At 49.7% G+C, this 13,011-nt stretch carries 14 protein-coding genes; 6 read left to right on the plus strand and 8 right to left on the minus strand.

Features of this window, described 5'->3' with window-relative positions:
- Positions 1-391: 391 nt before the first annotated feature.
- The 5 genes from K6Q96_RS11415 to pspA form a co-directional block, all read right to left on the minus strand.
- Positions 392-1,405, minus strand: coding sequence for a YcjF family protein (locus K6Q96_RS11415; protein ID WP_251875830.1), 1,014 nt, complete (start codon positions 1,403-1,405; stop codon positions 392-394).
- Positions 1,406-1,413: 8 nt separating this feature from the next.
- Positions 1,414-2,808: a YcjX family GTP-binding protein gene (locus tag K6Q96_RS11420; RefSeq protein WP_251875831.1), complete on the minus strand. Its 1,395-nt coding sequence runs from the start codon at positions 2,806-2,808 to the stop codon at positions 1,414-1,416.
- Between the two features lie 71 nt (positions 2,809-2,879).
- Positions 2,880-3,266, minus strand: coding sequence for an envelope stress response membrane protein PspC (gene pspC, locus K6Q96_RS11425; RefSeq protein ID WP_251875832.1), 387 nt, complete (start codon positions 3,264-3,266; stop codon positions 2,880-2,882).
- Positions 3,263-3,493 (minus strand): envelope stress response membrane protein PspB, encoded by a 231-nt coding sequence (gene pspB / locus K6Q96_RS11430; protein ID WP_002539261.1) that lies wholly within the window; start codon positions 3,491-3,493, stop codon positions 3,263-3,265. The genes pspC and pspB overlap by 4 nt, the downstream gene beginning before the upstream one ends.
- A 27-nt stretch (positions 3,494-3,520) precedes the next feature.
- Positions 3,521-4,186, minus strand: coding sequence for a phage shock protein PspA (gene pspA, locus K6Q96_RS11435; protein WP_002539260.1), 666 nt, complete (start codon positions 4,184-4,186; stop codon positions 3,521-3,523).
- A 186-nt stretch (positions 4,187-4,372) separates the two neighbouring features.
- Here pspA and pspF point away from each other — a divergent pair, with 186 nt between their 5' ends.
- The 6 genes from pspF to K6Q96_RS11465 all read left to right on the plus strand — a co-directional run bounded on the left by pspF (position 4,373) and on the right by K6Q96_RS11465 (position 10,754).
- Positions 4,373-5,383 (plus strand): phage shock protein operon transcriptional activator, encoded by a 1,011-nt coding sequence (gene pspF, locus K6Q96_RS11440; protein WP_251875834.1) that lies wholly within the window; start codon positions 4,373-4,375, stop codon positions 5,381-5,383.
- Positions 5,384-5,494: 111 nt separating this feature from the next.
- Positions 5,495-7,114 carry an ABC transporter substrate-binding protein SapA gene (gene sapA, locus K6Q96_RS11445; RefSeq protein WP_251875836.1) on the plus strand — a complete coding sequence of 540 codons (1,620 nt, stop codon included), beginning with the start codon at positions 5,495-5,497 and terminating at the stop codon, positions 7,112-7,114.
- 3 nt (positions 7,115-7,117) lie between these two features.
- A complete protein-coding gene (locus tag K6Q96_RS11450) occupies positions 7,118-8,080 on the plus strand; it encodes an ABC transporter permease (protein WP_251875838.1) in 963 nt (320 codons plus the stop codon).
- On the plus strand, positions 8,067-8,954 hold the full coding sequence (gene sapC / locus K6Q96_RS11455; protein ID WP_251875840.1) for a putrescine export ABC transporter permease SapC: 888 nt from the start codon (positions 8,067-8,069) through the stop codon (positions 8,952-8,954). The genes K6Q96_RS11450 and sapC overlap by 14 nt, the downstream gene beginning before the upstream one ends.
- On the plus strand, positions 8,954-9,964 hold the full coding sequence (locus K6Q96_RS11460) for a peptide ABC transporter ATP-binding protein (RefSeq protein ID WP_251875842.1): 1,011 nt from the start codon (positions 8,954-8,956) through the stop codon (positions 9,962-9,964). Before sapC ends, K6Q96_RS11460 begins: the two co-directional genes overlap by 1 nt.
- On the plus strand, positions 9,948-10,754 hold the full coding sequence (locus K6Q96_RS11465; protein WP_251875844.1) for a peptide ABC transporter ATP-binding protein: 807 nt from the start codon (positions 9,948-9,950) through the stop codon (positions 10,752-10,754). The genes K6Q96_RS11460 and K6Q96_RS11465 overlap by 17 nt, the downstream gene beginning before the upstream one ends.
- A gap of 56 nt (positions 10,755-10,810) precedes the next feature.
- Here K6Q96_RS11465 and pyrF read toward each other — a convergent pair whose 3' ends face one another.
- From pyrF to K6Q96_RS11480, 3 genes are read right to left on the minus strand one after another with little or no spacing between them, the layout of a single operon-like run.
- Positions 10,811-11,506: an orotidine-5'-phosphate decarboxylase gene (gene pyrF / locus K6Q96_RS11470; RefSeq protein ID WP_251875847.1), complete on the minus strand. Its 696-nt coding sequence runs from the start codon at positions 11,504-11,506 to the stop codon at positions 10,811-10,813.
- A gap of 6 nt (positions 11,507-11,512) precedes the next feature.
- Positions 11,513-12,682, minus strand: a complete 1,170-nt coding sequence (gene lapB, locus K6Q96_RS11475) for a lipopolysaccharide assembly protein LapB (RefSeq protein WP_251875849.1) — start codon at positions 12,680-12,682, stop codon at positions 11,513-11,515.
- A 6-nt stretch (positions 12,683-12,688) separates the two neighbouring features.
- Positions 12,689-12,973, minus strand: a complete 285-nt coding sequence (locus K6Q96_RS11480) for a LapA family protein (protein ID WP_002539246.1) — start codon at positions 12,971-12,973, stop codon at positions 12,689-12,691.
- Positions 12,974-13,011: the final 38 nt, after the last annotated feature.

Here is a 13,011-nt window from a genome sequence, read left to right on the forward strand (position 1 = left end):
GCCGTATAAAAAAGTGTCAGGAATTGTTGACAGTGAAAGGAGTGTGCGCCTCTCAGGCCATTGAGTCAAGCGGTGCCAATGAAAACGTGAGAGAGCTAATCCTCTCCCTGCAAAAGGAAAACAGCGCCATTGGTGCCAGGGGCTGTTGACCTTTGGTGATGTTTTTTTGCAGCAGTTTGTGGGGATTTTGTGCAAGGCAGAGGCTTCGATGTGTAGCTCGCCTACATGAGAAGCCGATAACGCAGTAGAAATTCCCCACAAACGCTGCCCGAAGGGTTCGACTACGCGTCCCGAACCCTATGCGCTTTATGCTTGCTAGGCGGCATACACCTCGCCGCGCCTAAAGCGCTTATGGCGTGAACAAAATTCAACCACCAAAGGCCAACAGCCCCTAGTTTCCTGGAGTCAGTTTGGTGAGTAACTGCTTACGCATGTCAGACAGCTTTGGGGCGTTTGTACCAATGTAAGGCATTGGGCGCATCACAGACATGGCTTTGTAACCGAGTCTTGCCGTCAACAGCCCAACACCCAGCCCTTGCGCTGCTCTTGCGGAGAGCTTGCCCGCAATATCGACCGAAAGCAGGTCCGTGCCGATATCTGTGATCGCTTCACTGGCGCCAGCAAATGCCATGTTAGCTAACACTAACTTGAGTAATCGAATGCGCGACCAGTAGCCCAGCTTCACACCGTACACGGTAGAAATTTGCTCCAATAGTCTGAAGTTACGCCATGCCACCAGCAGCATGTCGGCGATCGCCAACGGGCTAAGTGCAACCATGACCGCAGCTTCTGACGCATATTTGGTCACCATTTTTTTTGCGCGAACGTCTTGCTCTGTCACCACCATCTGGTCGTAAAGCTCGAAGACTTCGCGGTCATTGTGCGTCGCCGCCAACGACGTCTGCCATTTGTCATAGCCTGCGGTCAGTTCAACGCCTGACTGTTTTGAAAGCTTCTCGCAGACGCCTTTTGCTTTGCCGATGCCTTCAGCCGCCATAATAGCAGTGACTTCATCACGTTCGTCCTGTCGGCCTTTTAGGCGACGGAGTGCCAAAAATTCGCGCCCCAATGCGCCTAAGCCCATCGCTGCTATACCAGCAACAAAACCGCTCCAGCCGACCGTCAGCCAATCTCCGGTCTGCACTGCTGTCCATACAGAATCAACCGTTTGCCAACAGACCAAACCAATACCTGCTACTGCCAGCGCGCGCAATCCCCAACGTTTTTTTCTGGGAGAGGTTAGAGTCGCTTCCAGTGCTTTTTCGGCATCACTTTCTTCTTCCACGCTGGTGACAGCAAACGATGTGTTGTCCTGCTCAAATTGACGTTGAAGCGTCAGCTCAGGCAATTCATCCTGTTGTTTTTCAGGCTCATCAAACACGACGGCTTTTTTATAATCGTTCATCTCGCCTCCTACCTCAGTTTGTCGCCCAGCAAATATTGCAATGCCTTGTCCACGCGAATATGCGGCAAAGGCTCGTCTACATCGGTTTGCATCGGTCGGAACTGACGAAACTCGAATTGGTTATCCTGCCAGAAGGACTCTCCCGGTAACCTCGACGGCACATCACCCGGGTACATCAACATTGGCTCACCATTTTCCAACGTTCCACGCAGTGCAGACATGGTTTCACCCTGATGATTGACCATGCCAGGCTCAGTCGCTTGAATAGAAGCGAGGCTGACACACTCCATATCGATACCCTCAAACGAGGCAGTTTGCCAGGCTTCATGGATCAGCTGCTGAAGCAGAGAAACCAGATTCGGATGTTGGTCTGGCGTCACATGATCGGCTTTGGTCGCTGCAAACAGTATCTTGTCGATACGCGGAGCAAAAAGCCGGCGCAGCAAACCGCTTTTTCCGTAGCGGAAGCTTTGCATTAGCTGCTCCAGAGCCATTCGCATATCGTTAAACGACGCTGGCCCCGCATTCAGTGGTTGCAGTGTATCCACCAGCACGATCTGTCGATCGACTTTAGAGAAATGCTCTTGATAGAAGCCTTTCACAATATGCTGGCAGTAGTAATCGTATCGCTGTTTCAGCATGGCGTAGTTGCTGCCTTTCGGCGCGTTCGCCAGTTGGCTCTCACCATACTGATTGTCAACCAATGGGAAAAACTGGAGCACGGGTGCACCTGCATATTCGCCCGGTAACACAAATCGGCCCGGTTGCACCCAATGCAGTCCCCCTTCTTCCTTGCAGGCATGGAGGTAAGCAGTAAATTTCTCCGACATCTCGCCAATCAGTTTTTCATCGGCATCCGCTAACGGGTCGAAGCTGTTGATCGCTTCCAGCCAATCCTCTGCCAGTTCTTTGCGCTTACCGGTCAAGATGCCACTTTGTTTACGCGACCATTCATCAAAACTCATGGAAAGCAGCGGCAAATCAAGCAGCCATTCGCCTGGATAATCAACGATATCGAGATACAGCGTCGCCGTATCCTGCAACAACTTCATCGCCCCTTTTTCAGGTCGATAACGGATTTCCAGCCTGATCTCGCTGACATCGCGCGTTGGAGAAGGCCATGTTGGCGGATGCGCGCGCAATGATTGAATGCCAAGATCGTAGTCAAAGGCGGGAATATGCAGCTGACTCTGCTGAACACGTCGCGCACCGAGAACACGTCCTTCGCGGACAGGCGCAAACAAAGGCATGCGCGGATTGGTCGCGCTGTGCAGCAACTGATTGATGAGTGAGGTGATAAAGGCGGTTTTACCGGCACGGGAAAGTCCCGTCACTGCAAGGCGAACATGTCGGTCGAGACTACGGCTCACCCATTTATTCACCTGACGCTTCACTGAATTCATAAATAGCAGCACCCCTCAAAAGATAAATCCCCCGCGATAAAAGCGGGGGATAACGTCATCATGGATTTTGATTAGAGCTTTTTGAACTGTCGATTCAATTCGTACTCTTTTGATGTTACATACGCTTCCATTTTGGCAACGTCGTGTTCCATCTCTCCCATTTCATTATCAATATCAGCCAGCAATTGGCTTGCTGATTTCCCTTGTTGCCAAGGTTTTTGTTTCACTTGATGCTCCTTGTAATGGAAAGTCCGCTTTGCCTCTTCCGGCGGCATTTTTTCAAGGATGAGCATCGCAGCAATGTATGCCACGATAACGAAAAAGCCCAGTCCCATCAGAAATGCCGTCACAGTCAGGATCCTCACTAACCAGATTTCCATCCCAAAGTAATCGGCGACACCTGCACAAACGCCACCGATCTTCCCGTTTACAGGATCACGATACAACGTTTTGCTCATTGTCTATGTCTCCAATTTGGCGCTTCCTCATCAAGAATGCGCTCCAGAGAATGAATGCGGTCTTGCAATGCTTCCGCACGATTTGCCAGGGCTTGCAATTGCTCAAACTCATCACCACTCAAGCCCTGGCCGACTTGTCGTTTACTGCGGTAGTGGAGCCACAACCACAGTGGTGCAACGAATACAAAAAACACCACCAGTGGAATTGAAAGAAACGCCATTGACATGCCTACTCCTTACCTTTTGTGAGGGGCTTATTCTTTGTCCTTAAGTTCCGCTTTCATGCGCTCAAGTTCTTTTTCGATTTCGTCCTGCGCTTGCAGGTCTGCAAATTCGTCTTCAAGACGCTTACCTTTACCGATGCTGTAGCTGTCTGCTTCTGCTTCCAGCTCATCAATGCGGCGCTCGTATTGCTCGAACTTTGCCAGTGCTTCATCAGTGCGGCCAGTATCGAGTTGGCGACGAACATCGCGGCGTTTGCCGGCTGCTTCGCGGCGAATTACCAGCGCTTGCTGACGGGCACGGGTTTCTGCCAGCTTGGTTTCAAGCTCAGCGATCTCGTTACCCAATTTACCGATAGTTTCTTCGACCAGATTGTACTCTTCTTTGAGAGTCAGCAAGACATCGTGCACTTTTTGCTTTTCAATCAGTGCTGCGCGAGCCAGATCTTCACGAGACTTCTGAAGTGCTAGCGTCGCTTTTTCCTGCCAATCGGTCAGTTGACGCTCAATGCCTTCGATTTTACGCGCCAGTTCTTTTTTGTCTGCCAGCGCACGTGCTGAAGAAGTGCGAACTTCAACCAGTGTGTCTTCCATTTCCTGAATGATCAGGCGAACCATTTTTTGTGGATCTTCTGCTTTATCCAGCAGTGAATTGACGTTAGCGTTAACAATATCTGCAAAGCGAGAGAAAATACCCATTGTGATGCTCCTTATTGCCGAATGCGCTCTGTGCGCTTACAGGTGAGGGAAAACCTCATTTTCCAGATATATATCAAGCCCCGTGCCAACTTTTATATCCTATAAATTACAACAAGTTAACTCATTGCGTGCATTTTCCTCTCATAAGGGTATGATGAAATAAACTAACAGTTGGCAAATTTCACCATGCAGAAACCTGACAACCTGATTGGCGAATCCGATCACTTCCTTTCCGTTCTCGATCATGTCTCCCGTCTTGCGCCGCTCGACCGCCCCGTTCTGATTCTGGGGGAGCGAGGCACAGGTAAAGAGCTTATCGCCAAACGCCTGCATTATTTGTCACGCCGTTGGGATGGACCGCTGGTCACCCTGAACTGTGCAGCATTAAGTGAAGGCTTGATTGACTCTGAGCTGTTTGGCCATGAAGCCGGTTCATTCAGTGGCGCAAAAGGAAAGCACAAAGGTCGTTTTGAGCGGGCGGAAGGCGGCACTCTGTTTCTGGACGAATTAGCAACATCACCACTTGGCGTTCAGGAAAAGCTCCTTCGTGTCATCGAATATGGCGAATATGAACGCGTGGGCGGCAGTGATGTGTTGAGCGCTGATGTCAGGCTAGTCTGTGCAACCAATGAGAATTTGCCTCAGATGGCCGACGACGGTGAGTTTCGTGCTGACCTGCTCGACAGGCTTGCTTTTGATGTTATCCATCTTCCACCGCTTCGTGAGCGTCAGGGAGACATTCTGCTTCTCGCCGAATATTACGCACTGAAGATGTGCCGTGAACTCGGTTACAGCTACTTTTCCGGCTTTTCGACGGAAGCGGTGAAGCTACTCAATACCTATCGCTGGCCCGGTAACGTACGTGAACTGAAGAATGTTGTGGAGCGCGCCATATACCGTCACGCTGACGAAGACAGCGAGATTGACGCGGAAGACATTCAACTCGACCCGTTTAAAGCCCCTTGGCGAAACGAGAAGACTAATGAGAAAACGGAGTCGAAATCAGAAATCACCTTCCCACTCGACTTGCGTCAATGGCAGCAAGAGCAAGAAAAGGACATTGTTGAAAAAGCGATGGAACAGGCACGTTTTAATCAACGACGCGCCGCAGAGCTGCTTGGCTTGAGCTACCATCAAATAAGAGGGTTGCTGCGAAAATACAATCTGGTTGGTGAGGAAAACACCGATTCAGTATAAGTTTTTCGCCAATTGTACTGAAATTACCCAGATATTTGCGCCGCCACTTGGTGACTCCGTTGCTTCAGTGGTAAATTAAAACACTTAACTTTATCACCTAATCATTGGCTTATGAGCGCTTTAGGCCGCTTGCTACTGGCAAGCGTAACCATCCTCTTCTTAGCAGGGTGTGAAGATCCGTTCTCCGACAACGCTGCGCGTAACCGTGGTTTCATTTATTGCGGCCCGGGTCAACCTAACACCTTTAATCCACAGTTGACCGATGGCGGCCTGACCGCTGATGCGCTCTCCAGCCAAATCTATGATCGGCTTCTTCAGCTTGACCCACAGACTTACAAACCTGTTCCTATGTTGGCGCAGAGTTGGGAAGTAAGCCCAGATGGTAAGGAATACGTTTTCAATCTCCGCCAGAGTGCCAGTTTTCAAGTTACAGACTGGTTCATTCCCCACCGCGGCGTAAATGCAGAAGATGTGGTTTTCAGCTTTAAAAGATTGATTGACCCAGAGCATCCTTTCCACACGGTTTCAGGCGGCGACTATCCGTGGTTTGAAAGTATGGACTTTGCTGGGTTAATTGATGATGTCATTGCACTTGATGACTACACAGTCAAATTCGTACTGTCTCGACCAGATGTTTCATTCCTGTCTACCCTCTCTACAACCTATGCGGTCATTCTTTCTGCGGAATATGCTGAACACCTTTTAACCAAGGGGACGCCAGCCAAAATTGACTCGCACCCTGTCGGCTCAGGAGCATTTTATCTGGACGAATACGAGCCTCACCGCTTCATTCGATTGAAAAGACATTGGGGATACTGGAATGGTGCTGCGCCTATGGAGCAAATCGCCTATGACATCAGCAATCGCGGAACAGGTTCACTAAGTAAGCTCATCACACGAGAGTGTGATGTGCTTTCGTCCCCCATTGCGAGCCAGCTTTCGGTTATAGAAAATAACCCTGACTTTGTTCTTGCCTCACAGACTGGTATGAACGTCGCTTTTCTGGCGCTCAATACCCGCCACCCCGCGCTTTCTGAATTGGAAGTTCGTCAGGCTATTAGTCTGGCAATCAACCGCGATGCTCTCATTCAGTCGGTTTACTACGGTACGGGAACACCTGCGACTGGCATGTTGCCACCCATGTCATGGGCGTACAATGAAAAATCTTCCGTTGCTTTTGACCCTCAACTCGCCCTAAGCCTGATGGCAAAAGCCGGTTATCGTCATGGCTTTGACGTGGATCTGATTGTGCCTTTAACGCCCAAAGCCTATAACCCAAGTCCCAGAAAAACGGCGGAGTTAATTCAGGCGAATCTGGCTCCAATTGGTATCACGGTCAATATCATTGCGCTCGAAGACATCAACCGTAAGTTACTGCGTGATGACATTGATGAGCTTGGTATGGTGTTAACCGGATGGATTGCAGATAACGGTGACCCAGATAACTTCCTGAGGCCATTGCTCTCCTGCAACGCCAAATTCACTGGCTGGAACCTCTCCAACTGGTGCAACCGTTATTTTGACCGCTTCATTGATTCTGCAATTGCCACCGACGAGCGAAACGAGCGCCGCAATCTTTATTTGAAGGCACAGCGCATTCTTAATGAGCGTATGCCAGTGATCCCACTGGCACACGGTGTTCACTACCAGGCGCGAAATGCGTCACTTCAGGGCATCACGTTAAGCCCGTTTGGAGACAAGTCTTTTGCTAACGTATCCAGGAGCCGCTGATCTATGTTGATCTACGCAATTCGCCGGCTCAATCTTTTCATTATCACGCTGCTGATCCTAAGCATGATCGGCTACAACATCGTCAAGCTCGACCCACTCTCAGTGTTTAATCAATACGAATATTGGGCAGGTTGGGCGCAGTATCTGCGCGAGATCATGCAAGGTGATCTCGGTATTGCTGCCAATGGCCAACCGGTGACAGAGTCTTTATCCCGAGTATTCCCTGCAACACTGGAACTTTGCTTCTTTGCTTTCCTAGTAGCCTTGTTACTGGGTATTCCATTTGGCACTTTAGCAGGCATTCGCCGTGGTTCTTCCACAGACATGGTCATTTCATCGCTCACGCTGGTGACTTTCTCCATGCCGATCTTCTGGATGGCTATACTGATGATAATGGTGTTCTCGCTCTATTTGGGCTGGTTGCCAGTATCAGGCCGTTACAACTTGCTTTTCGAAATCCCAACCATTACCGGTTTTGCGTTCGTTGATGTGCTGCTGTCCAATCATCCACAGCGCAGTCAGGCGTTGGAGGACATTATCCGCCACCTCATTATGCCGACACTAGTGCTAGCTGTGGCGCCAACAACCGAAATCATCAAGCTATTGCGTGACTCCGTTGCAGACGTGATGAGCCAAAACTACATCAAGGCAGCAGCGACTAAAGGGTTGTCTAAATCAGAAATCGTCATGCGTCATGTGCTGAAAAATGCCCTACCGCCAATTATTCCTAAGTTCGGGATACAGATTTCTACCATGATGACCTTTGCCATCATTACAGAGTCAGTTTTCAACTGGCCGGGTATTGGTACCTGGCTGTTGGATGCACTGAGCTTCCAGGACTATGTAGCCGTACAAGCTGGTGTGCTTGCCGTTGGCAGTGTTGTTCTTATCGCGAATATTTTCTCTGATCTCACCGGAGCTGCGATCAGCCCTCTGGCAAGGAAGGAATGGTATGCCCTCAAATAGTGTTTATTTAGAAGAGCGCATTCCAACGCAACTTGAGCGCTCATGGAAAGCGTTTCGGGAAAATACCCTTGCGGTGTTCGGCTTCTGGTGTCTGTGCATTTTGCTTTTGGTCACCATCTTGGCACCTTGGATTGCCCCTTACGGCGCGCAGTTCCAGACTGGTGAGCTACTCATGCCACCTTCTTGGGACACCAAAGGTACAGTTGATTACTTTCTGGGTACAGACGATCTAACGCGGGACATGCTTTCCCGGCTGATTGAAGGATCCCGACTCACCTTTGGCTATGCGGTACTTGTCGCTTTAGCAGCAGGTGTTCTGGGTGTACTTATCGGTATTCTAGCAGGTATGACTTCGGGTCTGAAATCCAGCTTCCTAAATCACCTATTAGACACAGTGCTGTCTATTCCCTCCCTACTGTTGGCAATCATTGTGGTTGCGTTTCAAGGTCCCGGGGAGCTGAGTGTTTTGCTGGCGGTATGGCTAGCATTAATCCCACGCTTTATCCGCGCGGTCTACACTGCGGTCCATGCGGAAATGGAAAAAGAGTACATTCTGGCAGCGCGTTTGGATGGGGCGAACAGCTTCTATTTACTGTATCACTCCGTATTACCTAATATTCTGGTAACACTGAGCACAGAATTGACCCGCGCGATTTCGGTAGCCATTCTAGATATTGCAGCACTGGGCTTTCTTGGTCTCGGCGCACAGGCACCGTCTCCGGAATGGGGCGCAATGCTGGGCGATTCGATCGAACTAGTATTCACCGCACCTTGGACGGTGACCTTGCCAGGACTGGCTATCATGATCAGCGTACTTGTCGTCAACCTGGTGGGTGATGGCATTACTCAAGCGATTAATGCGGGGACAGAATAATGCCGTTGTTAGATATTCGACACCTGACGATAGAAATCGAAACACCGCAAGGTCTGGTCAAAGCGGTCGACCGGATGAGCCTGACCATCAGTGAAGGTGAAATCCGTGGTTTGGTCGGTGAATCAGGCTCGGGTAAGAGTCTGGTAGCTAAAGCCATCTGTGGTGTCACTAAAGATAACTGGCGCGTCACTGCAGATCGCCTTCGCCTTGGTAATATTGACCTTCTTGCCCTTCCTGCACGTGAACGACGCCACGTTGTCGGCAAAGACATTGCGATGATTTTCCAAGAGCCTTCGACCTGTCTCGACCCATCTGAACAGGTGGGCTATCAGTTGGAAGAAGCCATTCCTTCTGACTCATTCAGCGGGAGTTGGTGGCAAAGACTTTCGTGGCGCAAACAGCAGTCCATCGCGCTGCTGCACAAGGTGGGAATTAAAGACCACAAGCGCATCATGAAGAGCTATCCGTATGAACTCACGGATGGTGAGTGTCAGAAAGTCATGATTGCGATGGCTATTGCTAACCGCCCTCGCCTTTTGATTGCTGACGAACCAACCAACGATTTGGACCCGATCACACAGGCTCAAATCTTCCGCCTGCTCAGCCGTACCAACCAGTTGGCAAATACTACCATTTTGCTGATCAGCCACGACCTGACTACCGTGACCCAATGGGCGGACCGAATTACCGTGATGTATTGCGGGCAATCTGTTGAATCAGCAGGGCGAAAACAGATCCTGCAAGCGCCTCATCACCCTTATACAGATGCGCTCCTTCGCGCGATGCCGGACTTCAGTCAGGACATTCCGCACAAGAGTAAACTGGAAGCCTTACCCGGCTCGATTCCTCCTTTGCAGCATTTGCCAATAGGCTGTCGTTTAGGCCCCCGTTGTCCTTACGCCCAGCGCAAGTGTGTAGAGGTTCCTCGGACGCGCAAAGTGAAAAATCATAAGTTCGCCTGTCATTTCCCACTCAATATGGAAGTCAAAAAGCATGACCGCACTGCTTGAAGTCGATGGCTTGTGTAAAAACTATCAATACCGCACAGGTCTTTTCACCAAGCGGGTGATAGAGGCGGTAAAGCCTGTTTCTTTCTCCATAGAAGCAGGCGAAACCCTGGCATTTATTGGTGAGAATGGTTCCGGTAAATCTACCCTTGCCAAGATGCTCGCTGGCGTGGTGTCACCAACGGGTGGTGAGATTCGTGTGAATGGCGAAGTGTTGGGCGCAAGCGATTATCAAACCCGCTGTAAACTTATCCGGATGATTTTTCAGGATCCCAACACATCATTGAATCCACGAAACCAGATAGGGCAAATTCTCGAAGCGCCACTTAAGCGAAACACCAATATGACGCCCCAAGAACGCGAAAGACGTGTTGTCGATACGCTACGTCAGGTGGGACTGCTCCCCGAACATGCCTACTTCTACCCACAAATGCTGGCAACTGGTCAAAAGCAACGTGTATCCCTCGCTAGAGCCCTAATCCTTCAGCCTTGTGTTATCGTCGCAGATGAAGCATTGAACGGACTGGACATGTCGATGCGTTCGCAGATCCTCAACTTACTTTTAGAGTTACAAGAGTTGATGGGACTTTCCTATGTTTATGTGTCTCAGCACATGGGAGTCGTGAAGCATGTCGCCGATAAAGTCATGGTGATGCAAAACGGCGAAGTCGTTGAGTCTGGTACTGCCCAGCAGGTCTTTACTGCCCCTGAACACGCATTGACGCAAAGACTGATAGAAAGCCACTTTACTGCGCCAACACTCGACAGGCGTTCGAGATACCATATGGCCTAATGCGAAAAAGCCCTGCAATGCAGGGCTTTTTATTAACTTCTCAAATACTATTGGCGTTATGCCAATGATGCATTGATTTCCGTTAGCACAGCCATTGGGTCTGCAGCTTGGGTGATCGGACGACCAATGACCAGATAATCAGAGCCAGCCGTTACTGCCTCTACCGGTGTCATGATACGTCGTTGGTCACCCGCATCGCTGCCCGCAGGACGAATACCAGGCGTCACCAGCTTAAATTCCTGACCAAGCGCGCTTTTCAACATAGCAGACTCATGCGCTGAACAAACCACACCATCAAGGCCGCTGTTACGGGTCAGCGTTGCCAGCGACATCACATGTTCCTGTGGCTCGCGGCTAATACCGATACCCGCCAAATCGCTTTGCTCCATGCTGGTCAGCACCGTTACGCCAATCAGCATTGGTTTATCTTTACCATAAGGTTCAAGCGCTTCACGTGCTGCCACCATCATGCGCTCGCCACCACTGGCGTGAACATTCACCATCCAAACACCCAGTTCTGCTGCTGCAGCAACCGCTCGCGCACAGGTATTTGGAATGTCATGGAACTTAAGGTCAAGAAAGACAGTGTGTCCACGCTCGTGCAGTTTACGAACGTAGTCAGGACCATACAGGGTAAACATTTCCTTACCCACTTTCAGGTGACAACTGCCTGGCTCGATGCGATCGACAAACGCCAGCGCCTGATCAATGTTTGGGTAATCCAATGCAACAATTACTTTAGGGTCCTGCATTCCTATTTATTCTCCGTCTAGGCCTCGTATCGGTTTTATCGACCCCCACCCTTTACAGGACGGACAATGCCAGTAAAGCGAGTGAGTCGAAAAGCCACACTTTCGACAGCGATAGTGTGGCTTCACTTTTAATTGTTCCTCTACCAAGTGCTTCAGTGTGTTCAAGCTGGTTTTACCGCGGCCTTCTTCTGCTTGTTCTACGTGCAGTTGCATCAGCTTATGGAAGCCTTTCATGGTAGGATTTTTCGTCAACTGACGGGTGAGGAAGCTTTGCGCCATGGCCGCATTTTCATGGTCGCTGATAATATCAGACATCATCAGTTCTGCTGAAGCACCAGTGTTCTTTTCGATGCAGCTTTTTAAAAAGCGAACCAAGGACATTTCTTTGCCCATTTCGCTATAACATTTATCTAGCAATGGCAGAGCTTCACTAACAAAATCAGGGTCTTGCTCTAGAACTTGCTCAAGGACTCTCGCTGCATCTTTATAGTCTTCATTGCCAATATCAAGACGGGCAAGCATTAGAGAAGCGCGCACACAAGCTTTGTCAGTAGTCAGGGCTTTCTTAAGAAGTTGACGAGCACCTTTCTCATCATTATCGCCCATAGACTGCATCGCCAGCTCACAGTAGAAATGGGAAATATCGCGCTTGAGTTTGCTCTTACCACCTTTAACCAACTTGCTAGCTATATCGATCGCCTTTTCCCATTCGCGGGTTTGTTGATAAATGGCAAGAAGTTGCTGGAGGGCAAATTCTTTGTAGTCAGGTTCATCGACGAGTTGGTGGAAAATCTTTTCTGCTCGGTCAAAAAAGCCGGCAACCATATAGTCTTTGGCAAGCTGTTGAAGCGCAAGGTTACGCTGGTCAAGCGTGAGATTTGGACGGGCAATCAGATTTTGGTGAATACGAATAGCACGGTCTACCTCTCCGCGGGAGCGGAAAAGGTTACCGAGAGCAAGGTGGGTGTCTATCGTCTCGTTATCGACCTGGAGCAGTTCTATAAAAAGGTCCACCGCTTTGTCAGATTGGTCTGACAGAAGAAGGTTAAGACCTGCGACATATTGTCTTGATAGATGATGCGACTGATCCTGTCTACGATGACGAGCATTCCTGTTACCCATATACCAACCGTAACCGGCGGCAATTGGCAGCAACAGAAACAGCAGCTCTAGCATTTACGCTTATTCCTTAACAGGGTCCGTACGCAGTTTGTCCAACTCTTGACGCTGCTTGTTTACCTGCTTTTTCAACATAGCTGCTGACATACGTGCTTTTAAGTAAAGCATGCCGCAAATCAACCAGCCAAGCGCAAAACCAGTGCCAAAGACTACGCCCAAAAGTAGAGATAATCGAAACTCTCCCTGTGCCACCAGATAATTGAAGTTCACGACTTCCTGATTCTGTGCACCAAGGGCGAGTGTGATAAGAAAACACAGGACGAGTAATACGATACCAATAATCTTCACAGTCACTCCCTCATTATTCTCTCCGGTTCAAGATGCTC

Origin of the sequence: Grimontia kaedaensis (genome assembly GCF_023746615.1) — a bacterium.
GTDB lineage: Bacteria > Pseudomonadota > Gammaproteobacteria > Enterobacterales > Vibrionaceae > Enterovibrio > Enterovibrio kaedaensis.